Here is a 24551-nt window from a genome sequence, read left to right on the forward strand (position 1 = left end):
ATGCAAATTAAGACCCCTGATATTGGTGTAGACAAAGCAGTTGTTGCTGAAATTTTAGTAAAAGTTGGCGACAGCATTGCAGAAAATGACAGCCTTGTTTTGCTTGAGTCAGATAAAGCCTCTGTTGAAGTGCCTAGCACTTCAGCAGGTGTGGTAAAAAGCATCTTAATCAAAGAAGGTGATAGCGTAACTGAAGGTACGGTATTGCTTGAACTGGAAGCTGAGGGTGCTGCACCAGTAGCTCAAGCAGAAGAAGCTCCAAAAGCTGCACCAGTAGCTGAACAAACAGCAGCACCGGCAGCGGCTCAACAGCCTTCAACTGCTGCTCAACCAGCAACGGCAACAACTAGCCAAGTGGTTGAAGTTCAAGTTCCCGATATTGGTGTTGAAAAAGCACTAGTTGGTGAAATTTTAGTAAAAGTTGGCGAACAGATTGATGTTGAACAAAGCATCGTTGTGGTTGAGTCTGACAAAGCAACTGTAGAAGTACCAAGCAGTGTTGCAGGTACTGTAGAAAGCATTCAAGTTAAAGAAGGCGATACAGTTAAAGAAGGTGTTGTGCTCATTCAAGTGAAAACAACATCTGCATCTAGTGCGTCAGCTGAGGCATCTGCTTCTACAACAGCAGCTCCGGCGGCAGCACCTGCACCAACTCAGCAAGAAACTGTAGCATCGACTGCTACTCAATCTGGACCGGTTGACATTAACGTTCCTGATTTGGGTGTAGATAAAGCAGTTGTTGCTGAAATCTTGGTTCAGGTTGGTGACAAAGTTGATGTAGACCAAAGCCTTGTTGTTGTTGAGTCAGATAAAGCAACTGTGGAAGTTCCAAGTACTGTTGCTGGTGTTGTGAAAGCAATTCACTTGCAAGCAGGCCAACAAGTTTCACAAGGTGTATTGCTGGCAACAATTGAAGCTGAAGGCCAAGCACCTGCTGCTGCACCAGCGGCGAAAGCAGAATCAGCTCCACAGGCAGCAGCACCTAAAGCGGCAACTCCTGCTCCGACTCAAGCAGTATCTGCCCCTGCTTCTTCTGGTAATGATAAATTAACCAAAGAACAAGAAGCCGAAAACGCTAAAGTTTATGCAGGACCAGCTGTGCGTAAGCTTGCTCGTGAACTTGGTGTAGTTTTATCTCAAGTTAAAACTTCTGGTGAGCATGGCCGTGTTGTTAAAGAAGATATCTTTGCGTATGTGAAGAGTCGTTTAACTGCACCGCAAGCGGCGCCAGTTGCTGCGGTTGCACCAGCGGTTTCGGGTTTGCCAAAGCTTCCTGACTTTACTGCGTTTGGTGGTGTGGAAGAAAAAGTACTGACGCGTTTGCAGCAAGTTTCAATTCCGCAATTGTCATTGAACAACTTTATTCCGCAAGTCACCCAGTTTGATTTGGCTGACATTACTGAGTTGGAAGATTGGCGTAATGAGTTAAAAGGCAACTTCAAAAAAGAAGGTATCAGCCTGACGATTATGGCATTCATTATCAAAGCGGTTGCGTATTTGTTGAAAGAAGAGCGTGAATTCGCAGGTCATCTATCTGATGACGGTAAATCAGTGCTCTTGCGCAATGAAATCCATATGGGAATTGCGGTAGCAACACCTGATGGTTTAACTGTGCCAGTACTTCGTAACCCAGACCAAAAATCAATTAAGCAAATTGCAGTTGAATTGGGTGTGTTAGGTCAAAAAGCGCGTGATAAGAAATTAACACCGAAAGATTTGCAAGGTGCGAATTTCACCATTTCAAGTTTAGGCGCAATTGGTGGTACAGCATTTACACCACTAGTGAACTGGCCACAAGTTGCAATTTTAGGTATTTCACCTGCAACAATGCAGCCAGTATGGAATGGTAAAGACTTTGATCCGCGCTTAATGTTGCCTTTGTCATTGTCTTATGACCACCGTGTAATTAATGGTGCAGATGCGGCTCGCTTTACTAATAAGCTTACGAAACTTCTTAAAGATATTCGTACTTTATTGATCTAATATTTTTAAATGAATCATTAAAACCTCGCTTCGGCGGGGTTTTATTTTGATATTTAATTTAATTGGTTTTAAGTTAATCTAAAGACGAAAAATGAAGTGTCGAGAGAGGAGAAATTTCTCGTTAGTCGGTAAAGGAGAAAGAATAAATGGTAGGATTTTTAAAAATCATGGTGCCGATTCTATTAATTGTATTTTTATTAATGGGGTTGTGGGTGAGTGTTTTAAACTTTCCTTGGGAATGGATGACCTACGTTGCAATGGGCTTGGAAGTATTTGTAGCAATGCTTATTTTGCCATTTGAATTTCAGTCTCAGCACGTAACTGGCATTAATAATTTTGGATTTATTAACTTAAGTATTTGTTTAGCTTTATTATTGGGTCTAGGACGATTGTTAGTTTGGGTGTGGATAAAATTTTTCGCCTGAATGTTTGAAAAATAGAACTACTCGAATATAATAAACGCATACTTCATTGGGGAGTAGCCGCTATTCATTTCTAAATGAATAGGTGATGATCAACATAATTGTTCAACAGAACATGGTCATCATAGCTTAAACGTCTCATCGTTTCCGAGTTGGCAAGACCTTTGATTTACCACTCTGCAGATATTTGGCTAGCAGGAGGGGTAGGTCATGGGCATTTATGCTAGCCAGAGAAACGACATGCAAGAATTTCTGATTTCTACTTCAATTGTTGCCCTCGCTGAAATGGGCGATAAAACCCAATTATTGGCCCTTTTACTGTCTGCACGTTTCCGTAAGCCAATCCCTATTCTTATTGCGATTCTTTTAGCTACTCTAATTAATCATGGTATTTCTGCTGTACTTGGACAGTGGATTACGACCGTGTTGAGCCCCGAAATTTTAGTCTGGGTCCTTGCAGCTGGTTTCATTGGTATGGCGTTCTGGATGCTTATTCCAGATAAGCTCGATGATGAAACGGATAGTATTAATAGATGGCAAAAATTTGGTGTTTTTGGTGCAACCTTTATTTTATTTTTCTTGGCTGAAATTGGCGATAAAACCCAAATAGCAACAGTTGCTTTAGCTGCACGTTATGACAGCATTTTCTGGGTTATGCTTGGTACAACAATAGGTATGATGATTGCCAATGCACCCGCTGTATTTATTGGTAATAAACTGGCTGAACGTTTACCCATTTCGCTCATTCATAAAATTGGTGCCGCTATTTTCTTAATTGTAGGTATCTCTACTTTAGTACAGCATTATTTTTTCTAACGCATTTAAAACTGCCAAAAAACGCACTCGAATCGAGTGCGTTTTTTTATAGGTAATTTTAATAGTTAAATTTCATAGTAAAGTTAATTTGACGTGGATTACCTAAAGTCACCAAATTTTCATTTAAGGCACCTGCATAATAATCTTTATCGAATAGATTACGGATCGCAAGTTGAGCACCCCAATGTCCTGCATCATAGCCAGCTTCTGTATCAAATACGGTATAGCCTGGAATATGGATATCTAACTTATCCATAGTTTTATAGGTTTCACCTCGGAATCCACCGCCGACATACCAACCAAGTTTTGAGGCAGGGTCAAATTTATAACGAGCCGACAGGCTGTAAGCATGCTCAGGAATATTGTCGAGTGCTTTTCCTACATTGCTCGCGTTTGCATCTTTACTAATTTCAGCATCAATTGTGTAGGTATAGGCAGCTGTTAATTTTAAACCTTCTAAAATTTCTGCGCTTAGCTCAGTTTCAATACCGCGAGTTAACTGTTCGCCACGTTGTACTTTATAGCCACTATTCGCAGTATCAGTGACTAAAACATTTTGACGTTTTAAATCATACCAAGCGATAGCACCTTGAACTCGTTGATCTGGGCTTTGTAATTTCATTCCGACTTCAACCTGTTTCCCTTCTTCAGGTTTGAATGGATTGTTATTTACATCAGTACCGCTATTTGGGGTAAATGAAGTGGCATAGCTGACATAAGGAGCCACAATATCATTAAGGGTATACATGACAGAGGCGCTGCCTGTAAATGCATTGTCTGTTTGTTTACTTGTACTGCCAGTCACCAAACTTGTGGTTTGAGTTTGCGCCCAGTCTTGACGACCAGATAAGCTTAAAAGTAATTGGTCATTAAGCTGAATGCGGTCACGTAAATAAAACCCTAAATATTTGAGACGGTTGATATCACGAACATTTTGAGTCAATTTTACATTTTGACCGTAAACGGGGTCATAGATATTTAAATCGCCAATATCGTATTTATCGTTGGTGTAATCACTTTTTTCCTGAAAAGCATCTACTCCAATATTAAGGTCGTGTTGCATACCATATAAATCAAACTGTTTATTTAGACGGTTATCAATGGCAAAGCTTAAATTATCAATAATTTGGTGGCGGCTATTATTTTTACGGCTAATGGTTGTGTAGTCGATTTCACCTTGTTTGTTTTTTACCCAAAAGTTGTTACCCGTGCGAGCAAAGACAGCAGTACCATCCATTTCAGTTTTTTGTACGGCAAAGTTCTGATTAAAGTTCCAACCGTTATCAAAAGCGTGTTTAAAGGTATAACCTGTACGGTAAACATCTGCTTCATATTTACCAAAATTAGGATCGCCAATATATAAACTTCGATCTATAGCGCCGTTAGGGTTATCTTTTAATGTACCAATGACAGGTAACCCTTGTTGACGGATGTATTCGCGATGCTGATAGCTTGCGATGACAGATAGATCAGTGTTATCCCCTAAGTCAAAGTTATAAGAGGGGGAGATGTAGTAATTTTTAAAATATACATAATCTGTTGGGTCATCTTGATCCGAGATACGACCATTTAAACGGAAAGCACCTTTTTCACTATTATTAGGGCTATAGTTTAAATCGAACGTTCCTTCTTTAAGGTTGTAGCTGCCATAAGTCATAGTGGCCCGAGCAAAGCTTTCAGCTTGAGGGCGTTTAGTCACTAAGTTGACAATACCTCCTGGAGCAACCAAACCAAAATTAATAGATGCAGGCCCTTTTAAAATTTGTACCTGATCCATACCTGATATTTCAGCTGCTACAGATGGGGTTGGAGAACTTTGACCAATTCTTAAACCATCGACATAAACTGAATCAGAAGAAGTTTGTCCTCGAATAATGAAATCATCCCAACCACGACGACCAAGTTTCCCAGCTCCAACACCAGCAACACCTTCAAGTGCATCTGTAAGTGTCTTTGCTTGTTTTTGGTCAAGTTGCTCACGGGTTACTACCGAAACCGACTGAGCAGTTTTAAATAAAGGTGCGTCTGATTTTAAGGCAGAGTTTGCTTTAGTTGCGACGTAAGGTGAGGTGCTTTCTTTTTGCGCTTGAACAGAAATCGTGGGAAGAACACTGGTCGAATTTTGTTGTTCTGTTATTTTTTCAGCGTGACTTGCTGTCATCGAAGTAAAAATAGCAACTGCTAACAATGTTTTTGATGTTGAAAAACGGAAGGGTTGATTCATGGGAGGCCTAAGCAGCACAAAAAGTAAATTTGATAATGAGAATTATTTTAATTTATTGTGGGTTAATTTTAAATAACATTATGATTCATTTATAAAATAAGAAAAGCAAAATCAATTTTAAAATATTATTAGAAAAATAAAGTAGTTTATTGCAAGAGTTACTGAATCCCTTTATTTTAGTATGGATATAAAAATATCTAATATTTAAAGTTTTTTTGGGGAATTGTATGGGGTTTGAAAAAACAACATCGCAGATATTATTTGATAATGGCTTACATAAATGTATTAGTTTTACCAGCTTGGTTAAAGGGGAAGGTATCCAAGCCAATCAATTTTTAATTATTGACCATGAACGTGCTGCTGTAATTGACCCGGGTGGCGATTTGACCTACGTTCCATTAACGATGGAATTAAATAAATATACACGTTTGAAAAATCTGGACTATGTGATGGCCTCGCATCAAGATCCGGACATTATTACTTCAATGCCACGCTGGCTGGTTTATACCGATGCTAAAGTTGTTGCATCAAAATTATGGGCACGTTTTTTACCACACCTAAATTCCTCATTTATGAGTGAGCGTATGAAAGGGAATTGGGAAGATCGCCTTATTGAATTACCCGACCGCGGCCAAGTAATTACTCTAGGGGAATCCAAGCTTGTGGTAGTTCCTGCTCATTTCTTACATTCGGTGGGTAATTTTCAGTTTTATGACCCAGTTGCTAAGATTCTGTTTTCTGGTGATATGGGCGCCTCGATTGTTGAAGATGCTAATCAGCCTTTAAAAGATTTCGATACGCACGTCATGAAAATGAAGGCTTTTCACCAACGCTATATGTGTTCCAATAAAGTTATCCGTTTGTGGGTCAATATGGTGCGCCAAATGGATATTGAAATGATTGTGCCTCAGCACGGTAGTCCATTTATGGGTAAAGAAATGGTCAATCAGTTTTTAGACTGGATTGAGACCTTGCCATGCGGCGTAGATTTAATGACGGAGCAAATTTTTAGCTGCCCTACTTAAAAAATGAGATCCATTATCTTGAGTCCAATTTGAAATTTTTTTAGTATTTTCCGTCGCAGAAAAATTTTTGATGACGAGAATTTGAATAAAATGTTATCTCAAGTTGCGACTCCAGATGAGTGCCTACACTGTGGGGCATGTTGTGCACATTTTCGGGTTTCATTTTACTGGGCTGAGGCCGAGTTAATAGATGAACATCTAATTGAACCTTTGACACCTGTTTATTCTTGTATGCGTGGAACTAATCGGGCTCAGCCACGGTGTCAGGCTTTGACGGGTGAAATTGGTAAAGAGGTGGGTTGTTCTATTTATACTGTACGTAGTTCTACCTGTAGAGAGGTGCAGATGGGAGATGAGCAATGTAGTAAAGCTCGTTTGGCGCACCAGCTTATTCCTCTTATTCGTGTTAACCCAGCCGATTCTGAGAATGATCATGACTATGATCAGGTGAGTTAAATATGAGCTAACACAATAATAAGTGGGAATTATTTGGAGAAGCTCTCTATCTATTGCTGAAAAAGGCAAAGATAATATGAAAATTGCATTGAAATTTGTTTATAATAGCTCACGGAATTTACCAGTGAGATTGTTATGCTGACCATCGTTCAAGAAGCGCTAACCTTCGATGATGTCTTATTACTTCCTGCCTACTCTACTGTTCTCCCAAAAGATGTCTCTTTAAAGACACGTTTAACTCGCGGCATTCATTTAAATATCCCATTAGTTTCAGCTGCAATGGATACAGTGACAGAGTCACGTATGGCGATTGCGATGTCACAAAATGGTGGTATCGGGATTTTGCACAAAAACATGGATATTGCTGCTCAAGCTGCAGAAGTACGCCGTGTGAAAAAATTCGAAGCGGGTATGGTGAAAGATCCTATCACTGTAACGCCTGAAACTACAGTACGTGAACTCATCGCAATTACCTCTGCTAATAACATTAGTGGTGTACCTGTTGTTAAAGACGGCAAGGTTGTTGGTATTGTGACAGGCCGTGATACGCGTTTTGAAACCAATTTAGAACAACCTGTTAGCAACATCATGACAGGCCAAGATCGTTTAGTCACTGTACGTGAAGGCGAGTCTAAAGAAAATATTCAAGCATTATTGCAAAAACACCGTATTGAAAAAGTCTTGGTCGTTGGTGAGAGCAACGAACTTAAAGGCTTAATTACAGTAACTGACTTCCGCAAAGCTGAGAGCTATCCAAACAGTTGTAAAGATGATCTTGGTCGTTTACGTGTTGGTGCTGCGGTAGGTACTGGTGCTGATACACCAAGTCGTGTGGAAGCATTGGTTGAAGCTGGTGTTGACGTAATTGTTGTTGATACAGCGCATGGCCACTCTGCTGGTGTAATTGAACGTGTACGTTGGGTGAAACAAAACTTCCCTCAAGTACAAGTGATTGGTGGCAACATTGCAACTGGTGATGCTGCATTAGCATTATTAGATGCAGGTGCAGATGCTGTAAAAGTAGGTATTGGCCCTGGTTCTATCTGTACAACACGTATTGTGGCTGGTATCGGTATGCCACAAATTTCTGCGATTGACAGCGTTGCTAGTGCACTAAAAGATCAAATTCCTTTAATTGCAGATGGCGGTATCCGCTTCTCTGGCGATATGGCAAAAGCGATCGGTGCGGGTGCAAGTACGATCATGGTTGGTTCATTACTTGCGGGTACTGAAGAAGCGCCGGGCGAAGTTGAGTTTTTCCAAGGTCGTTACTACAAAGCATATCGTGGTATGGGTTCATTAGGTGCAATGGCGGGAGCAACTGGTTCTGCTGACCGTTATTTCCAAGATTCAAAAGCGGGTGCTGAGAAGTTAGTACCAGAAGGAATCGAAGGCCGTGTTCCATATAAAGGCCCAATGGGTAACATCGTTCATCAAATGATGGGTGGTTTACGTTCATCGATGGGTTATACAGGTTCAGCTGTGATTGAAGATCTTCGCCAAAATGCGAAATTTGTGAAAATTACTTCAGCAGGCATGTCTGAGTCACATGTTCATGATGTAACGATTACTAAAGAAGCTCCAAACTATCGTGTTGGTTAGATTTTCGTAACCAAAACAATGAAGAAAGCCGTCATTACACTGACGGCTTTTTGTTTTTGGTGTAAAGTAAATCTGACGAAAAGAGATATGGCGGAATTGCCATATATGAAGTAAGCCACGGCTGAAGTGGCGTAAAAATGAGATAAGCTATGAGTTATTTTGGAACGGATGGTATTCGTGGAAAATTTGGGCAAATGCCTATTACTCCAGAGTTTGCTTTAAAACTCGGTTTTGCTGCAGGGAAGGTATTAAAACGAACGAGTCCAAAAAATAAGCCACTTGTTGTATTAGGAAAAGACACTCGTTTATCTGGTTATATTTTAGAGTCTGCTTTGCAGGCGGGGTTAAACGCTGCTGGCGTATATGTTCATTTACTTGGCCCTTTACCAACCCCAGCAATTGCGCACCTTACTCGTGCTTTACATGCTCATGCCGGTATCGTGATTTCTGCATCACATAACCCATATTTTGATAATGGGATTAAATTTTTCTCAAGCGAAGGTAAAAAATTACCAGATGCTCTACAAGAAGAAATTAACCTCGAATTAGAAAAAGATTTATATATTGAGGACACAGCAAACTTAGGTAAAAGTGTTCGTGTAAATGATGCGAATGGTCGCTATATCGAATTTTGTAAATCTACTTTCCCTTACCACTTTGACTTAAATAATTTAAAGATTGTGTTGGACTGTGCTCATGGTGCGGCGTATAGCGTTGGTCCTTCGGTTTTCCGTGAGTTAGGTGCAAAAGTAGTTGCTTTATATAATGAGCCGGATGGTTTAAATATTAATGAAGGTTGTGGTTCAACACATCCTGAAAATCTACAAAAAGCTGTAGTTGAGCACGAAGCAGATTTAGGGATTGCCTTTGATGGTGATGCTGACCGTGTCGTGATGGTGGATAAGTTTGGTAACTTAATTGATGGTGACCATATCTTATATATTTTAGCGACTCAGGCTCAAAATAAGCCAGCAGGCGTAGTGGGTACTGTCATGAGTAACATGGCACTCGAAGTCGCACTTGAAAAAGCGAATGTTGGTTTTGTTCGTGCTAAGGTTGGTGACCGTTATGTATTACAAGCCCTAGAAGAAAATGGTTGGGTTACTGGTGGGGAACCATCTGGCCATATTCTAACTTTAGACAAGAGTACGACAGGTGATGCGATTATTGCAGCACTTCAAGTTTTAACCGTGATGGTCGAGCAAAATAAAGCTCTTCATGAGTTGGTTCAAGACTTTAAATTATTCCCTCAAATTCTTGTGAATGTACGTTTAGAACAAATGCTTGATCCGTATTCTATTCCTGCATTGGTTGCCGAGTTTGATAAAGCAGAAGCACAGCTCAAAGGACGTGGACGAATCTTGATTCGTAAGTCAGGTACAGAGCCTGTAATTCGTGTTATGGTCGAAGGTGATGATGAGCAAGAAGTGAATGCTTTAGCTCAGCATTTAGCAGATTCAGTTCGTTCACAAGCACAAGTCGCATAAGGTGCATGACATGAGTGATGTCATTAAAGATTTAAGTGAATTACGCTTAAGCTACGAGCAAGGAGAATTGCATGAGGGGCAAGTTGAATCTAGTCCTCATCAGCAGTTTCTTGGTTGGTTTAACCATGCTCTAGCAGCCAATTTGCATGAACCCTATGCAATGTCATTAGCGACAGCAAGTGCGAATGGCAGACCTCATGTTCGAACAGTTTTGTTACGTGGGGCTACAGAAGCTGGGTATGATTTTTATACTAACTACGACAGTCAGAAAGGTATCGATTTGGCAGAAAATCCATATGCCGAATTATTATTTTACTGGCCAAGTCTAGAGCGTCAGGTGCGAGTTGGTGGTCATGTAGTCAAAATTGCTGAGCAAGAGTCTACAGATTACTATCGTAAACGACCACGTGATAGCCAGATTGCAGCGCATATCAGTACGCCGCAAAGTGGTAAGATTGAAAGCCGAGAGCTGTTACAGCAACGTTTTCAAGACTTACAACAGCAAGTTACAAGTCGTGAAGTGCTTGATAAGCCAGAGTTCTGGGGAGGTTATCGTCTGCAGCCAGATTACTATGAATTCTGGCAAGGGCGACCAAATCGTTTACATGACCGCTTGAGTTATGAAAAAATCGACGGTCAATGGACGATGCACCGACTGATGCCTTAAATGACAAAAATACAAATCAAACAAAGACCTTTATTGACACGCCCTGAACAGTTTCAGGGCGTGCCTTCGTTTATTGCCGAAATTTTGGCAAGGCGTGGAGTACAATCTGAACAGGAATTAGAGTTAAAGCTTAAGAATTTATTAGCTCCGCAGCTCAAGGGATTAGAAACTGCTGTGGCATTAATAGACCAAGCTATTGATGAGCAGAAAAAAATTGTTATTGTCGGTGATTATGATGCCGATGGTGCAACTAGCACAGCTTTAATGGTATTGGTGCTTCGCGATATGGGGGCACAAGTCGACTATTTGGTTCCAGACCGATTTAAATACGGTTATGGGCTTACCCCCGCAATTGCAGAGCTTGCACATCAAACTTATCAACCCGATTTATTAATTACTGTCGATAATGGGATTTCCAGCCATGCTGGTGTTGAAGCGGCACATGTACTGGGCATGCAAGTGGTTATTACAGATCATCATTTAACGACCAAAGAAACACCACTTGCAGAAGCAGTTGTAAACCCAAATCAGTTAGGTTGTGAGTTCCCAAGTAAGGCGCTTGCAGGTGTTGGAGTTGCATTTTATGTGCTGGCCAATTTAGCTAGTTTACGTAACAAGCAAAACAAAAGTACAAGTAAAGTCACTCAATATCTAGACTTGGTTGCTTTGGGAACCTATGCGGATGTTGCTGTCCTAGATTATAACAACCGCATTTTGGTCGACGCAGGTGTAAAACGTATTCAACAACATCAATGCCGAGTCGGAATATTGGCGTTGCTAGATATTGCTGGCCGTGAGGCTTCATCTTTGCGTGCACAAGATTTAGGTTTTGTTTTAGGTCCGCGTATTAACGCTGCTGGACGCATGGAGAGCATGCGTATAGGCATTGAATGTTTATTAGCTGACACTATGGAATCTGCGTATCCAATCGCGAGACAGTTAAATCAATTAAATATAGAGCGCCGTCAAATCGAAGGAGAGATGAAGCAACAAGCCTTATCTGCTTTAGATAGCTTGCAGCTCTCAAAAGAAGACATTCCTCCAGCTCTTATACTCTTCGAAGAAAATTGGCATCAGGGCGTGATTGGAATTGTAGCGGGGCGTTTAAAAGAACAATTTCATCGCCCCACTATTGTTTTTGCACCCGATGAAGATGGCATTCATATTAAAGGATCAGCACGTTCAATTGATGGCGTGCATATTCGAGATACGATTGAACAGGTCGCTGAACAACATCCAGAATTGGTGAGCCATTTTGGTGGGCATGCAGCAGCAGCAGGTTTAACCATACGTAAAGAAAACTTTGAAGCTTTTAAAACAGCATTTACCAATTGCATTGCAGCAATGGAAGAATCTTTGTTTCAAGCAACGCTATGGACGGATGGCGAACTTCCTGCTTCTGCCTTACAGCTAGATACTTTAAATTGGATAGAACAACTGGGACCGTGGGGACAAAAATTCCCTTTTCCTCAGTTTGAAGGACATTTTAAAGTTGTTGATTATCGCTGGCTTAAAGAAACACATTTAAAACTTAGGTTAGCCCTAGATCAATATACTTTTGATGCGATTGCATTTAATGCAGCTGGTCGTTTTGAATTTAATCCTATGCGAGATGAAGTTCATTTAGTATATGAAATGGATCGTAATGCATTTAATGGCAATGTAAATTTACAATTGCGTATTGTGCATTTAAACCAATAAAAAAATCCGCTCATTAGAGCGGATTTTTTTATGTGCTTTTTAAGCGATATTAGAAGCGGTATCCTGCACGAACACCATAAGTGTTATCGTTGTCACCGAAACCAATACGACCTTCAAGACTTACTTGTTGATTTAAGAATTTTTTAGCATTAATACCAAATTCATCTTTATCAGTTAAGTCGTTATTGTAGTAATCCACACCAAGACTTAAAGTTTTATCGATGTAGTAGTCACCACGAACTTTATATTCGTCAAGGTCACCAAACGCACCAAACGCTTCAAGGTTTACGTCATGTTGACCTACTTGAGTTACGTATTTAGCACGAACTGTTGGATCAGCGCCGTCTTTACCGTCTTTTTCGTCGTAACCTTTAACACCTAGAGCAAGTAATAAACCTGGAGCTGGTAAATAACCTACTTCAGCAGCATAAGTCGTAACTTTACTATCAATATTAGTGTTATCGATTTCACGCTCATTACGGCCTACATCACCGCTAAGGTAGAAATCTGAGTTAGGAACGTAGTATTCAACACCTACGCCATACTGAGTGTCTTTAGTACCGCTGTTATCGCCATAGTTGATAAGAGCGTTAACATTACTTGCACGGCTTAAGAAAGCTGCTTCAGCAAGTGGAGCGTTACGAGTTTGAACAGGATTAAAGTAATAAGTCCCGTCAACACCGAATTTGCTTACACTGCTGCCGTCATCTGGATCAAGATAATTGTAAGAACCACCAACTTCAGCTTGGTAAGCGTTTGCTGCGCCACTTACTGCCAGTGCAGATAAAAGAGCTGATGCAATTGCTAGTTTTTTCATGGAATCTCTCCCCTCTAAAAAGCGATTTTATAAATGTTTTGTTACAACTTTTAGTCTAGACCAAAATGCTTATGCGTCAATCTTGCTCAAGTAACCATACTGTAACTATGTGTTTTTTATGTAAACTTGATCTATTTAAATTATTGATTATTAAATAAAAGTTAATAATGTTTTATTTTATTAAAATTGAGTAGATTTTGTGTAGATCATAAAAATTGCTGTAAAAGTACCCAATTTTGTATGAGGATGTTACTGGTTAAAATTAAAATGAACTGAAGAACGCTCAGATAAATCTATCCAAGCGTTTATATCTTTAATTAATAAATTCTTATGAATTAGAAACGGAATGTTCCATTAATACCAAAAGAATCAGCATCCTCAACAGTCGTATAAGTTAAGCCTACTGCTACTTGTGGTGTAAAGAATTTTTGTGCGCGAAGACTAAAAATTGTATCTGAATCTTCTGCTGTTGAGTCTGCAAAAGATGCTCCAATACTTAAAGTTGGATCAAGATAAAGATCTGCACCTAAACGATAAGTAGTTTCATCTCCAATATAAGTTTGGCCTTCAAAATTAGTATAAAAACCTGAAATTTGAGTAACGTATTTGGCACGTAAAGTTACGGCTGTATCCTCATCTTCACCAGTTACAGCTGTAGCATTTGTGACTGAAGTAATAAAGCCATATTTAGCTGCTTGTATTGGATCAAAGCTTTCAGATAAATCTGTTACACCAGCGGCCAACAATAAGCCATCTGTTGGTAGGAAACCGACCTCTACAGCATAACCATTACCGCTATCATCAACCGAACCAAAATCATTTGCAGTGACTTCGGTTTTTGTACGGTTAAATGCTCCTGATAAATAGAGTGGGGTATTTGGAATAAAGTATTCACCTGTAATGCCTACAGAACTAAATTCGAGTTTTCCAGAATCTTCATCATCTTCTAGTTTGCTATATGCATATCCTAGTCCAATATTTGAAGATTTATTTAAAAAAGCAGCTTCAGCTAAAGGGAAAGTTTTTGCTTCTACAGGATTAAAATAATATTTACCGTTAATGCCGAAGCTATTATTTTCTGCACCATCCATATCTGTAAATTCGTACATTGTACCAACTTCAGTTTGATAGGCATTTGCGTTGAAAGCACATGCAGCTGTGATGAGTGCAAACAAAAATTTTGATTTTTTCATGGATAAAGCTCTAGAGTAATATATGTTATAAAGTTATTAAGATTTAAGTTGTTAATTTTAATGTATTTTTAATGGGTAAATCAATAATATTATATTTATTTTTCATTAATGAGATATTGAAAATCAATATGTTTGAGGGCTTTTGTTTGAGTATGGCAAGCTATGCTAAAATAATTGACTGTTTATCTGCTCTTATGGGAACACTCGCGTGGAAATTAATCCTTATCTAAACCAATTGAAAGACTTAACTGATCGTAGCCAAACACTACGGGGGTATCTTTGACTACGATCTGAAAAAAGAGCGTTTAGAAGAAGTTTTACGTGAGTTAGAAGACCCTGCGATTTGGAATGATCAAAGCCGTGCTCAGGCGATGGCGAAAGAAAAGGGCGAACTAGAAAACGTTATTAATGTATTGGATGGGTTGTCAACACAACTTGAAGATGCAAAAGCGATGTTAGATTTGGCTGTAGAAGCTGATGATGAAAGCTTGCTTGAAGATGTTCAGTCAGAGCTTAGTGCAGCTGAAGATGAACTGGCTAAACTTGAATTCCGTCGTATGTTTAGTAACCCGATGGACCCGAATCCTTGCTATGTCGAGATTCAATCAGGTTCAGGTGGTACTGAAGCACAAGATTGGGCGTCTATGCTTTTACGCATGTATATGCGTTGGATTGAACGTCATGGCTTTAAAGCAGAACTTATGGAAGTGTCTGACGGTGACGTAGCTGGTATTAAATCAGCAACGATTCGTGTTGAAGGTGAATATGCCTATGGTTGGTTACGCACAGAGTCAGGTGTACACCGTTTAGTTCGTAAATCACCATTTGACAGTGGCAACCGTCGTCACACTTCATTCTCTGCGGTATTTATTTCACCAGAAGTTGATGACAATATTGAAATTGATATTAACCCTTCTGATGTTCGTACCGATACGTACCGTGCATCTGGTGCAGGTGGTCAGCATATTAACAAAACCGACTCGGCTGTGCGTTTGACTCACATCCCAACAGGTATTGTGGTGGCATGTCAGAACCAGCGTTCGCAACATGCTAACCGTGACCACGCATGGAAACAGTTACGTGCGCGTTTATATGAATTAGAAATGCAAAAACGTAATGAAGCAGCTCAAGCTCTAGAAGACTCGAAGTCTGATATTGGTTGGGGAAGCCAAATTCGTTCATATGTATTAGATGATTCTCGTATTAAAGATTTACGTACCGGTGTTGAAAACTCTAATACAGGTGCTGTTCTTGATGGTGACCTTGATCGTTTTATCGAAGCGAGTTTAAAACAAGGTTTATAAGAGTCTGCTGAACTTTTAGTTTGAATACAGTTCATCTATGAATATGTAGAACTCTTGGATTTTTAGCGATTAAAACGGCAAAGCAGTTCAGCCTTCGAATATTAATCGAAAAAATGCGATATGAATATCGAAAAAAATAGATATGAATATCGAAAAAATGCGATATTATGTTTTCGAAATGCTGAACAAAGCTTTGTTCGTTTAAAAGACGTGTTGAGCCTATGGATATTGATGCAATTAGCAAAGCCCTTTCCAACCCTCTACGTCGGCAAATTTTGCAATGGTTAAAAGAACCTGCACATTATTTACCGGTGGAAGAATGTGGTGGTAGTTTTGAGAAGGGTGTTTGTGCAGGTCATATTGAACGTTTGGGTAAAGTAGCTCAGTCTACGATGTCTAATCATTTGTCTGTGTTACAGCAGGCGGGGCTTATTCAGGTCCAAAAATATGGTCAATGGTCTTATTTTTCACGTAACGAAGCTTTGATTCAGCAATATATCGAACATTTAAAACAAACACTTTAAATTATTAAAAGTGTAAGTCGAGGCGATTATGGCTGAACTCAATACTCCTTTAACGGTTGGTGATTTTGAAATCAAAAATCGATTGGTAATGGCTCCATTAACGCGTGCGCGTAGTGGTGAAAGCCGAGTGCCTAATGATTTAATGGTTGAATACTATCAACAACGTGCAAATGCCGGTCTAATTTTGACTGAAGCAACAGTAATTGGTTCAAAAACTGTGGGTTATGCAGACACCCCAGGGTTATGGTCACAAGAGCAGGCACAAGCTTGGAATAAAATTATTGAGGCAGTTCATGCTCAAGGTTCAAAAATTGTAGCTCAACTTTGGCATGTAGGCCGTATTTCGCATCCTGAACTTTTAGATGGTGATATTCCTGTTGCACCAAGTGCAATTCAACCTGCGGGTGAAGTGAGTTTATTACGTCCTAAACGTCCGTATGTAACACCGCGTGCACTTTCAATTGAAGAGATTCAAGAAGTTATTGCTCAATACAAACATTCAGCAGAACTGGCTAAAGCAGCAGGTTTTGATGGTGTTGAATTACACGCAGCGAACGGTTACTTAATTGACCAGTTCCTTCAAAGTAATACCAACCAACGTGATGATGAATACGGTGGTCCTGTTGAAAATCGCGCACGTTTATTATTAGAAGTCGTTGATGCATTTATTGAAGTGTGGGGCGCTGGCCGAGTAGGTGTTCATATTGCACCGCGTGGTGATTCACACGATATGGGTGATGAAAACCCATTAGCAACTTTTGGTCATGTAGTTGAACAACTTAACCAACGTAATGTTGCTTTCATTTTCTCTCGTGAATATGAAGCTGCTGATAGTATTAGTCCTAAACTTCGCGAAAAATTTAATGGTGTATGGATTGCCAATGAGAATCTAACACCAGAATCAGCAAAACGTATCTTGCGTGAAGGTCAGGCAGATGCTGTATCTTTTGGTAAAGCATATATTGCTAACCCAGATCTTTTACAGCGTTTAGAAAAAGACTTGCCATTAAATGAACTTCAACCAACAACTTTATATGCTAAAGGTGCTGAAGGTTATACAGACTATCCAGCACTAGAAGCTTCATAATATCTTTGAGATTTCGACTTACTGACCTAGTTCATTTCTTAAGTAAGTAAATCGCTTTTCTTGTAATGGTAGAGTTTAGGTATCGAAACTCTGCCATTTTTTCTATCTATGTTATATTTTCCCCAGTTTTAAACTTTGACTATTTGAGGCAAACCGCTTGGCGACCCCTTTTTGGTACAACACCGCACTCCATTTATTAAAACCTTTTTACCAATGGCGGATAAAAAGACGTGCAGAAAGCCAGGAATTATATAATCAGGAATGTCTTGAAAGATTTGGGCCGTTTGAGTCTCCGAAAAATGTAAGAGCAATTTGGTTCCATGCTGTTTCGGTTGGAGAAACCAATGCTGCGCAGCCTTTAATCGAGCATTATCTTAAACTCGGTCAACCTGTATTAGTTACTAATACAACAAAGACGGGGCAGGCGCGTGCCAAATCATTATTTTTAAAAGCACCTTATTTAGACCTATTTCAAGCAGTTTATTTGCCTGTTGATCAAAAGCATCTTTTAAAACAATTTTTTGAGTTGTATCAGCCAAAACTTTTAGCATTGGTTGAGACTGAGCTTTGGCCAAATTTAATTGATCAAGCCAAGCTACAACAGGTTCCTTGTTTATTATTAAATGCGCGATTATCAGAAAAATCAGCAAAAGGTTATAGCCGCGTTTCAGGGCTAACTGCAGGAATGCTGAAACAAATTGACTGGGTGCTGGCACAAGATAATGCGACTCGACAACGTTATGTAGAACTTGGTTTAGATCAACAAAAAAGTCAGGTAGTTGGAAATATTAAGTTTGATATCCATGCGCCAGAGGCTTTTATAAATCAGGCAGCAAAGCTATACCAGCTATGGTATTTGGGCCAACGAAAAGTACTGACAATTGCCAGTACACATGCACCCGAAGAACTACAAATTTTGCAAGCACTTCAGCCTTATTTAAGGTCAGATCCAGAGTTAGTTTGTATTGTCGTACCTCGACATCCTGAACGTTTCGACGAAGTCTTTGAAATTTGCCAAAACCTAGATTTAATTACTCATCGTAGAAGTATGAATCATAGTATTCACGCCAGTACACAGGTTTATCTGGCAGATAGTATGGGTGAGCTTTGGCTATGGTATGCCTTAAGTCAGGTGTGTTTTGTGGGTGGATCGCTTAATGAACCGGGTGGTGGGCATAATATTTTAGAGCCTATGGTTTTAAATGTACCGACCGTAATAGGACCTCGTTACTTTAATTTCCAAACTATTGTCGATGAATTCATTGACGAAAATGGTGTACTCATTGCCCAAGATGCTGAGCAAGTCGTAGCAATCTGGATGGCATGTTTAGCCGAACCTGAAGAAGCAAAGCAGGTGGTTGAGCAGGCGCATAAAGTTTTGCAGCGTAACCAAGGTTCATTACAAAAGCATATTGGTGTAATTAACCGGTATTTGGCCGAAAAACCATGAATATCGTTTTACTAGAACCTGATGATGTTCAGTCAGATTTATGGTTAATCCGTTCAAAACGCCAATTGCAGCATTTACGTGAACATCTTGATATTACGGTGGGCCAAAATCTAAAAGTTGGTGTTCGTAATGGTGCACGCTATACCACTGAAATTGTTTCGATGAATGAGCAAGAAGTTTGTATACGGCCTATCACTGAAGAAGTTGTACCTGCAAAACTTCCAGTACATTTAATCGTAGCGTTACCAAGGCCCAAAGTTTTACGCCGTTTAATTATGGATAGTGTGACTCTAGGTGTTGAAAGAATTAGTTTGATTCATAGTTATCGGGTAGATAAAAGCTATTGGCAAACTCCATTTTTGCAACAACTTGATAACTATGTGACTTTAGGTCTCGAGCAAGCAGGCGACACCATTGCTCCTGAAATTCAATTATATAAACGCTTTAAACCTTTTGTTGAAGATGTTCTACCAAACTTAATTTCAAAGGAAAGTCCCGCCTATGTGGCTCATCCGTATGCCGAGCAGAGCATGCCAGTTAATATTCCGCATGCGTGCAGTGTAGTCGTTGGACCCGAAGGTGGTTTCATTCCCTATGAAATTGATTTGCTCACAAAAAATGGCTGCCAAGCTGTGAGCTTAGGCAACCGTATTTTAAGAACTGAAACGTCTATTTCTTATATTTTAGGTCGTCTCTTTAGTTGATGTTTCTGGGTTTAAAAGTGGCTGATTTGAAGCCATTTTTAATTCCTGAATTGGGTAAGGAATATTAATACCGTTCTCATTGAAAGCTTGTTTTACTTGAGCTTGAATTGTACTTGTAGATGAGGACATATCAGTTTCAGTAGTATCAACCCACCAACGGACAGTCAGGTTAACCGAGAAATCTGCTAAAGCTGTAACGTTAACCGAGAAAGCTGGTTGACTGAGTACATTTCGGTCATTATTAAGAATATCTAAAATAATCTGTTTAGCTTTTTGTTCATCGTCGTCATATCCAATGCCGACTACAAACTCACAACGTCGCTGCTGATAAGCCGTATTTACAGTTAAAGCGCTCGTATAAACTGTGGCATTTGGAATAACAATACGACGGCCATCTGGTGAACGTAAGAATGTTGCACGAATTTGGATATCTTCAACAGTTCCTTCAAGTGAATTGACCACGATTGAATCGCCAATACGGAACGGTTCGCTCAATAAAATCAAAATACCTGAAAGCAAGTTTTGGAAAATATCTTTAAATGCGAAACCAATTGCGACCGAACCGATCCCTAACGCGCTCATAAGTTGTCCTGGGGTAAAACCCGGGATCATGATGACAAGTGCAATTAAGAATCCAAAAAATAAAATTGTCGTACTTCCTACACGGTTTAGAACCAACACTAGGTTTTGGCGCGTATAAGAACGATTTTCTAAGGTTTTACGAACAAAGAACTTAAATAATTTGGTGAGTAGCCAAAAAATAATAAAAACGATAATCGCAATACAAATATAAGGCACACGTTCCCAGAAGCTATCCACGATTTTATCAATGGTGGTATAGGCATCATGATACTTTTCGGTATGGGCTAAAACCGTTTGAGTGGTTTTAGTACCTGCTTCTTGCAAAAGTTCGCCTGTATTTTTTGCAACATCCGTTAAGGATTTTTGTTCATCAGCCACGACAAGTCTCTATTTTAAAAAGTTATGAAAGCGATGATCGGCTTTCATCATAGTAGGAGATAAAATGTGCGCCTACTATAATGAGTTCATCTGAATAATAAAGTGTTTTTTAATTAAAAGTATTCCGTTCCTTTTTGTAAGATTTGTGACGGGGTTTGAATAGTATCGGTACCAGAGAAGTAGTAAAAAAAGCCTGCGGTAGAAATAAGGCTAATTAAAATAGCGAATAAAATAAACCAAGCCATTAACTTTTCTATGAACGTTGATGGTCGAGAAGGACCATATTGATTTGGACCTGCCGTACCTGAGGCAAGCAGTAAATAAATCATAAAAAAGAACTGAACAACTGGAATGAATAGTAGTAATCCCATCCAACCACTTTTATTTAGATCATGCAAACGTCGCACGACGAGAACAACATTTAAATAAATCAGGAATAGCCAAAAAGCCCAGACTACCAAAGCACTGAGGCCAGAAAGAGAGCTATAAAACTCAAAATTAAATAAATTACTTGAAAGCTGAAAACTTCCAAGAAAGGAGGCCAGAATAAAATAACCCACGATTGTGACTAAATAAATCAGTCCATATCCACCTAAATAACTCATACGGTTAAAACGGCCATGAATTGAAAAAGGGCTATCTTTTAAAGGCAGCTGTGGTGGGCGTGAGGAAGTTGTTTGGGCAAACATATTATTTTATTCCTAGGTTGCATATGAGAGACAAAATAATCTTTGTTGATGATCAAAACCATCAAATATTGAAAAAATTATAAAAGTAAAAGCTATAGACAAATGTTTTAAATCAACTTAATTTTATAAAAATGTTCATAATTTCGTATGCTTGAGTAAGTGGTTAATATATGACCAAAGTCGCATTGTCTAGGCTTTGAAAGAGTCATCATACTGCAAAGGCATGCAAATAAGATCCAGTAAAATAATAGCCACAGTCTCGAGATGGGATGCACAAGATCAAGGAAGTTGCGTATGAATGAGATCTATCCAGTACCAGAGGAATTTAAAAAAACAGCTCGTACTGTTGAAGCAGACTACTTTAAACGTTATCAACACTCTATCGAGAACCCAGATGAATTCTGGGCAGAGCAAGCTAAAATTGTCGATTGGATAAAGCCATTTACCCAAGTTAAAAATACCAGTTTTGACAAAGACAATTTCAAAATTGAATGGTTTGCTGATGGTGAGTTGAACGTGTCGGCAAACTGCCTAGACAGGCATCTTAAAGAACATCCACATAAACCTGCAATTATTTGGGAAGGGGACCATCCTTCTCGTCATAAAATCGTTTCTTATAAAGAATTACATGATGAAGTCTGCCGTTTTGCCAACGTTTTAAAGAAATATGGCATTGGTAAAGGTGACCGCGTTGTACTGTATATGCCAATGGTGACAGAAGCCGCAATTGCCATGTTAGCTTGTGCCCGTATTGGTGCTGTTCACTGTGTAGTGTTTGGTGGGTTCTCGCCAGATTCTTTAGCAAGTCGTATTGAAGACAGCCAAGCTAAACTCGTGATTACCGCAGACTCAAGTCTACGTGCCGGAAAACTATTACCACTCAAAGAAAATGTTGATTTGGCTTTAGCATTGCCGGGTACTGAGTGTGTTGAAAATGTGATTGTGGTTTACCGTAATGCAAACCCAATTGAAATGAAGCCGGGCCGTGATTTGTGGTATCACCTCATTATTATGGAAGTGGATGCCAATTGTCCTCCAGAACCAATGAAGGCAGAAGACCCTTTATTTATTCTCTATACATCGGGCTCAACAGGTAAACCGAAAGGTGTGTTACATACGACAGGCGGTTACTTAGTTTATGTAACCAGTACCTTTAAAGAGGTCTTCGATTTAAAACAAGATGATGTGTATTGGTGTACAGCCGATATCGGTTGGATTACAGGGCATAGTTATTTGATTTATGGGCCGCTGGCAAATGGTACGACCACCTTAATGTTTGAAGGTGTACCTCAATATCCAACATGGGCACGTCTTGGTCATGTGGTCGATAAACATAAAGTTTCTATTTTATATACAGCACCAACCGCAATTCGCGCCATGATGCGAGAAGGTGATTCGTTTGTACGTGAAAGTAACCGTAGTAGCCTGCGTTTACTCGGTTCGGTCGGTGAACCTATTAACCCTGAGGCTTGGAACTGGTACTACAACGTTGTTGGTGAAGGTCGCTGCCCGATTGTTGATACATGGTGGCAAACCGAAACAGGCGGTATTTTGATTGCTCCATTGCCGGGGGCAACAGCCTTAAAACCGGGTTCAGCAACACGTCCGTTATTTGGCGTCCAACCTGCCATTGTAGATGGTGAGGGTAATGAGCTAGAAGGTGCGGTTGAAGGTAACCTTGTGATTAAAGATTCATGGCCAGGCCAGATGCGTACCATTTGGGGTGATCCGGACCGCTTTATTGAAGCTTATTTCTCGACCTTTAAAAATACTTATTTTACAGGTGATGGTGCTCGCCGTGATGAAGATGGCTATTACTGGATCACAGGTCGTGTTGACGACGTCTTAAACGTTTCAGGTCATCGTCTGGGTACTGCTGAAATTGAAAGTGCTCTTGTTTCGCATGAATCAGTCGCAGAAGCAGCAGTGGTGGGCATGCCTCATGATATTAAAGGGCAAGGTATTTGTACTTTCGTGACCTTACAGGCAGGTGTCCCAGAGTCGGAAGAGCTGCGAAAAGAGTTAATCAACTGGGTACGTAAAGTGCTTGGACCTGTAGCTTCACCAGATGCGCTGCATTGGGCTCCAGCATTACCGAAAACCCGTTCGGGTAAAATCATGCGCCGTATTTTAAGAAAAATTGCAGCGAATGAATTAGATAGTTTAGGTGATACCTCAACCTTAGCTGAGCCTGCAGTGGTAGATCAGTTAATTGCAACGGTTTATCCTGATAAGCAAAACTAATTTAAAAAAAAGCCCCAATGGGGCTTTTTTATTGAGCCTTATTTAAGATTTCGCTAAAAAATCGGCAGTATTTTCTACATTTGCAAATGTACTCAGCGCAGTTAAAAAAGCAGTTTGTACGTCTTCAGCTTTTACAGTTTTTCCATCATGGCTTAAATCGCGAGTTGCGGTTGCATCTGCAATTAAGATGGGTTGATAGCCAAGTTCTTTGGCTGCACGAGTCCCTGAATCAATACACATATGCGTCATCATGCCTGTAATCACGAGTTGTTCAATTTGATGTGTTTTTAAAAGCTCATTTAAATTGGTTTCTAAAAAACTGTTTGGATAATGCTTTGTTACGATTAATGAATCACTGCCAGCACTGAGTTCAGGATGAAGTAAAACCCCATCTGTATTTTCTTGGAAGAAACTCGCTTGTGGCGGGTTAATATGCTGTACATAAATAATCGGTAAATTTTTCTCGTTAAAATATTGTTCAAGCTGCTTTATTTTATCGAGCGCTTGATCTGGCCCAACCAATTCCATTTTGCCATTTTTAAAATAATCATTTTGTACATCGATAACTAATAGAGCTTGTTTCATGAGGTCACTCTTGTTGATATGAGATAAAACAAGATTATTCTCTGCTTGAAAAATCGGCTATAGTCAGATGAAAGCATTACCGCCAGTTTTCTTTCGCCATGAAAAATGAATATTGAATTAGACCCGATTGATCTAAAAATTATTGCATTACTCAAGCAAGATTCCCGCTTAACCAATAAAGAAATCGGGCAGCGAGTTCACCGGACGGGGCAGGCGGTGGGTACTCGAATTGCTCAATTAATGGATGCAGGGGTTATCAAAAATTACACCATTGCTGTTCAATATTCGCATAAACAATTTATTCATTTGCATTTAAATGAACAACGCGCTTTTGAAGAAATTGAAAATTTGGTTAAGCAATATGAACAAATAGATGAATGTTTCAAAGTCATGGGCAACGCGTGCTACATGATTGTCAGTCATTTTGAACCTGCAGCATTAAATGAATTTATTGAGGTACTTTCAAAATGGTGCCGATATTCGGTTGAAACTGTCGTTCGAGAAGTTGAGAAACCTTAAAAAATAAAAGCTCCAAGCCGAGTCTTGGAGCCAATAAATCTTTATTTTAGTTTGTTGTTTTTATTATCTTGCGCTGTTTTAACTGGAGTTTT

22 protein-coding genes and 1 riboswitch are annotated in these 24551 nt (G+C 39.6%); of the genes, 16 read left to right on the forward strand and 6 right to left on the reverse strand.

The annotated features are described in order from the left end of the window. From AC52J8_RS00780 to AC52J8_RS00790, 3 genes are all read left to right on the forward strand, one after another. On the forward strand, positions 1-1983 hold the full coding sequence (locus AC52J8_RS00780) for a 2-oxo acid dehydrogenase subunit E2 (RefSeq protein WP_086399913.1): 1983 nt from the start codon (positions 1-3) through the stop codon (positions 1981-1983). A gap of 146 nt (positions 1984-2129) precedes the next feature. Then, positions 2130-2408 (forward strand): hypothetical protein, encoded by a 279-nt coding sequence (locus tag AC52J8_RS00785; protein WP_086399914.1) that lies wholly within the window; start codon positions 2130-2132, stop codon positions 2406-2408. Between the two features lie 36 nt (positions 2409-2444). Further along, a riboswitch (yybP-ykoY riboswitch) is annotated at positions 2445-2630 on the forward strand. 15 nt (positions 2631-2645) lie between these two features. After that, entirely contained in the window at positions 2646-3221 is a 576-nt protein-coding gene (locus tag AC52J8_RS00790; RefSeq protein ID WP_086399949.1) for a TMEM165/GDT1 family protein, read from the forward strand. A 58-nt stretch (positions 3222-3279) separates the two neighbouring features. Here the strand turns inward: AC52J8_RS00790 and AC52J8_RS00795 are convergent, their stop codons facing one another. Then, positions 3280-5445, reverse strand: a complete 2166-nt coding sequence (locus AC52J8_RS00795) for a TonB-dependent siderophore receptor (RefSeq protein ID WP_086399915.1) — start codon at positions 5443-5445, stop codon at positions 3280-3282. A 227-nt stretch (positions 5446-5672) separates the two neighbouring features. Between AC52J8_RS00795 and AC52J8_RS00800 the strand changes: the two genes are divergently transcribed. The 6 genes from AC52J8_RS00800 to recJ all read left to right on the forward strand — a co-directional run bounded on the left by AC52J8_RS00800 (position 5673) and on the right by recJ (position 12383). Then, the gene (locus AC52J8_RS00800; protein ID WP_086399916.1) at positions 5673-6470 is read left to right on the forward strand and encodes an oxygen-binding di-iron domain-containing protein; all 798 of its coding nucleotides are present in this window, start codon (positions 5673-5675) and stop codon (positions 6468-6470) included. A 90-nt stretch (positions 6471-6560) separates the two neighbouring features. Then, positions 6561-6926: a YkgJ family cysteine cluster protein gene (locus tag AC52J8_RS00805; protein WP_086399917.1), complete on the forward strand. Its 366-nt coding sequence runs from the start codon at positions 6561-6563 to the stop codon at positions 6924-6926. Between the two features lie 135 nt (positions 6927-7061). Further along, positions 7062-8528, forward strand: a complete 1467-nt coding sequence (guaB, locus tag AC52J8_RS00810; protein ID WP_002121951.1) for an IMP dehydrogenase — start codon at positions 7062-7064, stop codon at positions 8526-8528. Between the two features lie 149 nt (positions 8529-8677). Further along, positions 8678-10015 (forward strand): phosphoglucosamine mutase, encoded by a 1338-nt coding sequence (gene glmM / locus AC52J8_RS00815; protein ID WP_086399918.1) that lies wholly within the window; start codon positions 8678-8680, stop codon positions 10013-10015. Between the two features lie 10 nt (positions 10016-10025). Continuing rightward, complete coding sequence (gene pdxH / locus AC52J8_RS00820) at positions 10026-10682, forward strand: pyridoxamine 5'-phosphate oxidase (RefSeq protein WP_086399919.1); 657 nt, start codon at positions 10026-10028, stop codon at positions 10680-10682. Next, positions 10683-12383, forward strand: coding sequence for a single-stranded-DNA-specific exonuclease RecJ (recJ, locus tag AC52J8_RS00825; protein WP_086399920.1), 1701 nt, complete (start codon positions 10683-10685; stop codon positions 12381-12383). Positions 12384-12432: 49 nt separating this feature from the next. On the opposite strand, the gene AC52J8_RS00830 is transcribed toward recJ, so the two are convergent. Both AC52J8_RS00830 and AC52J8_RS00835 read right to left on the reverse strand, forming a co-directional pair. Continuing rightward, positions 12433-13200 (reverse strand): putative porin, encoded by a 768-nt coding sequence (locus AC52J8_RS00830; RefSeq protein WP_005038035.1) that lies wholly within the window; start codon positions 13198-13200, stop codon positions 12433-12435. A 335-nt stretch (positions 13201-13535) separates the two neighbouring features. Next, positions 13536-14393, reverse strand: a complete 858-nt coding sequence (locus AC52J8_RS00835; protein ID WP_086399921.1) for a putative porin — start codon at positions 14391-14393, stop codon at positions 13536-13538. A 208-nt stretch (positions 14394-14601) separates the two neighbouring features. Here AC52J8_RS00835 and prfB point away from each other — a divergent pair. The 5 genes from prfB to AC52J8_RS00860 all read left to right on the forward strand — a co-directional run bounded on the left by prfB (position 14602) and on the right by AC52J8_RS00860 (position 19462). Continuing rightward, positions 14602-15697, forward strand: a protein-coding gene (gene prfB / locus AC52J8_RS00840; protein WP_140157919.1) for a peptide chain release factor 2 whose coding sequence is annotated in 2 segments (ribosomal slippage) — positions 14602-14673 and positions 14675-15697 — 1095 coding nt in all. Because the reading frame shifts where the segments join, the coding sequence is not laid out codon by codon here. Between the two features lie 221 nt (positions 15698-15918). Then, positions 15919-16221, forward strand: coding sequence for an ArsR/SmtB family transcription factor (locus AC52J8_RS00845; protein WP_002121891.1), 303 nt, complete (start codon positions 15919-15921; stop codon positions 16219-16221). 28 nt (positions 16222-16249) lie between these two features. After that, entirely contained in the window at positions 16250-17308 is a 1059-nt protein-coding gene (locus AC52J8_RS00850) for an alkene reductase (protein ID WP_086399923.1), read from the forward strand. A gap of 157 nt (positions 17309-17465) precedes the next feature. Next, the gene (locus tag AC52J8_RS00855) at positions 17466-18758 is read left to right on the forward strand and encodes a 3-deoxy-D-manno-octulosonic acid transferase (protein WP_086399924.1); all 1293 of its coding nucleotides are present in this window, start codon (positions 17466-17468) and stop codon (positions 18756-18758) included. Further along, complete coding sequence (locus tag AC52J8_RS00860; protein WP_014207920.1) at positions 18755-19462, forward strand: 16S rRNA (uracil(1498)-N(3))-methyltransferase; 708 nt, start codon at positions 18755-18757, stop codon at positions 19460-19462. Before AC52J8_RS00855 ends, AC52J8_RS00860 begins: the two co-directional genes overlap by 4 nt. Here the strand turns inward: AC52J8_RS00860 and AC52J8_RS00865 are convergent. Together AC52J8_RS00865 and AC52J8_RS00870 are read right to left on the reverse strand one after the other, a co-directional pair. After that, positions 19442-20422, reverse strand: a complete 981-nt coding sequence (locus tag AC52J8_RS00865) for a mechanosensitive ion channel family protein (protein WP_005078641.1) — start codon at positions 20420-20422, stop codon at positions 19442-19444. The two genes, AC52J8_RS00860 and AC52J8_RS00865, sit on opposite strands and share 21 nt — an antisense overlap. A 113-nt stretch (positions 20423-20535) precedes the next feature. Further along, on the reverse strand, positions 20536-21111 hold the full coding sequence (locus AC52J8_RS00870) for a DUF805 domain-containing protein (protein WP_005804442.1): 576 nt from the start codon (positions 21109-21111) through the stop codon (positions 20536-20538). 294 nt (positions 21112-21405) lie between these two features. Between AC52J8_RS00870 and acs the strand changes: the two genes are divergently transcribed. Continuing rightward, the gene (gene acs / locus AC52J8_RS00875) at positions 21406-23355 is read left to right on the forward strand and encodes an acetate--CoA ligase (protein WP_002121838.1); all 1950 of its coding nucleotides are present in this window, start codon (positions 21406-21408) and stop codon (positions 23353-23355) included. Positions 23356-23397: 42 nt separating this feature from the next. On the opposite strand, the gene AC52J8_RS00880 is transcribed toward acs, so the two are convergent. Continuing rightward, on the reverse strand, positions 23398-23940 hold the full coding sequence (locus AC52J8_RS00880) for a cysteine hydrolase family protein (protein WP_002121836.1): 543 nt from the start codon (positions 23938-23940) through the stop codon (positions 23398-23400). A gap of 105 nt (positions 23941-24045) precedes the next feature. Between AC52J8_RS00880 and AC52J8_RS00885 the strand changes: the two genes are divergently transcribed. Continuing rightward, positions 24046-24459 (forward strand): Lrp/AsnC family transcriptional regulator, encoded by a 414-nt coding sequence (locus AC52J8_RS00885; protein WP_086399925.1) that lies wholly within the window; start codon positions 24046-24048, stop codon positions 24457-24459. Positions 24460-24551: the final 92 nt, after the last annotated feature.

Source organism: Acinetobacter sp. S-1, assembly GCF_059579785.1.

Excerpts from the sequence above, each read along its gene's own strand:
- recJ (WP_086399920.1), top strand. The coding sequence starts at position 10,683 with ATGACAAAAATACAAATCAAACAAAGACCTTTATTGACACGCCCTGAA.
- AC52J8_RS00805 (WP_086399917.1), top strand. The coding sequence starts at position 6,561 with ATGTTATCTCAAGTTGCGACTCCAGATGAGTGCCTACACTGTGGGGCA.
- AC52J8_RS00870 (WP_005804442.1), bottom strand. The coding sequence starts at position 21,111 with ATGTTTGCCCAAACAACTTCCTCACGCCCACCACAGCTGCCTTTAAAA.
- AC52J8_RS00800 (WP_086399916.1), top strand. The coding sequence starts at position 5,673 with ATGGGGTTTGAAAAAACAACATCGCAGATATTATTTGATAATGGCTTA.
- AC52J8_RS00830 (WP_005038035.1), bottom strand. The coding sequence starts at position 13,200 with ATGAAAAAACTAGCAATTGCATCAGCTCTTTTATCTGCACTGGCAGTA.
- AC52J8_RS00795 (WP_086399915.1), bottom strand. The coding sequence starts at position 5,445 with ATGAATCAACCCTTCCGTTTTTCAACATCAAAAACATTGTTAGCAGTT.
- guaB (WP_002121951.1), top strand. The coding sequence starts at position 7,062 with ATGCTGACCATCGTTCAAGAAGCGCTAACCTTCGATGATGTCTTATTA.
- AC52J8_RS00850 (WP_086399923.1), top strand. The coding sequence starts at position 16,250 with ATGGCTGAACTCAATACTCCTTTAACGGTTGGTGATTTTGAAATCAAA.
- pdxH (WP_086399919.1), top strand. The coding sequence starts at position 10,026 with ATGAGTGATGTCATTAAAGATTTAAGTGAATTACGCTTAAGCTACGAG.
- AC52J8_RS00885 (WP_086399925.1), top strand. The coding sequence starts at position 24,046 with ATGAATATTGAATTAGACCCGATTGATCTAAAAATTATTGCATTACTC.
- AC52J8_RS00835 (WP_086399921.1), bottom strand. The coding sequence starts at position 14,393 with ATGAAAAAATCAAAATTTTTGTTTGCACTCATCACAGCTGCATGTGCT.
- AC52J8_RS00785 (WP_086399914.1), top strand. The coding sequence starts at position 2,130 with ATGGTAGGATTTTTAAAAATCATGGTGCCGATTCTATTAATTGTATTT.
- AC52J8_RS00845 (WP_002121891.1), top strand. The coding sequence starts at position 15,919 with ATGGATATTGATGCAATTAGCAAAGCCCTTTCCAACCCTCTACGTCGG.
- AC52J8_RS00880 (WP_002121836.1), bottom strand. The coding sequence starts at position 23,940 with ATGAAACAAGCTCTATTAGTTATCGATGTACAAAATGATTATTTTAAA.
- glmM (WP_086399918.1), top strand. The coding sequence starts at position 8,678 with ATGAGTTATTTTGGAACGGATGGTATTCGTGGAAAATTTGGGCAAATG.
- AC52J8_RS00860 (WP_014207920.1), top strand. The coding sequence starts at position 18,755 with ATGAATATCGTTTTACTAGAACCTGATGATGTTCAGTCAGATTTATGG.
- AC52J8_RS00790 (WP_086399949.1), top strand. The coding sequence starts at position 2,646 with ATGCAAGAATTTCTGATTTCTACTTCAATTGTTGCCCTCGCTGAAATG.
- acs (WP_002121838.1), top strand. The coding sequence starts at position 21,406 with ATGAATGAGATCTATCCAGTACCAGAGGAATTTAAAAAAACAGCTCGT.
- AC52J8_RS00780 (WP_086399913.1), top strand. The coding sequence starts at position 1 with ATGCAAATTAAGACCCCTGATATTGGTGTAGACAAAGCAGTTGTTGCT.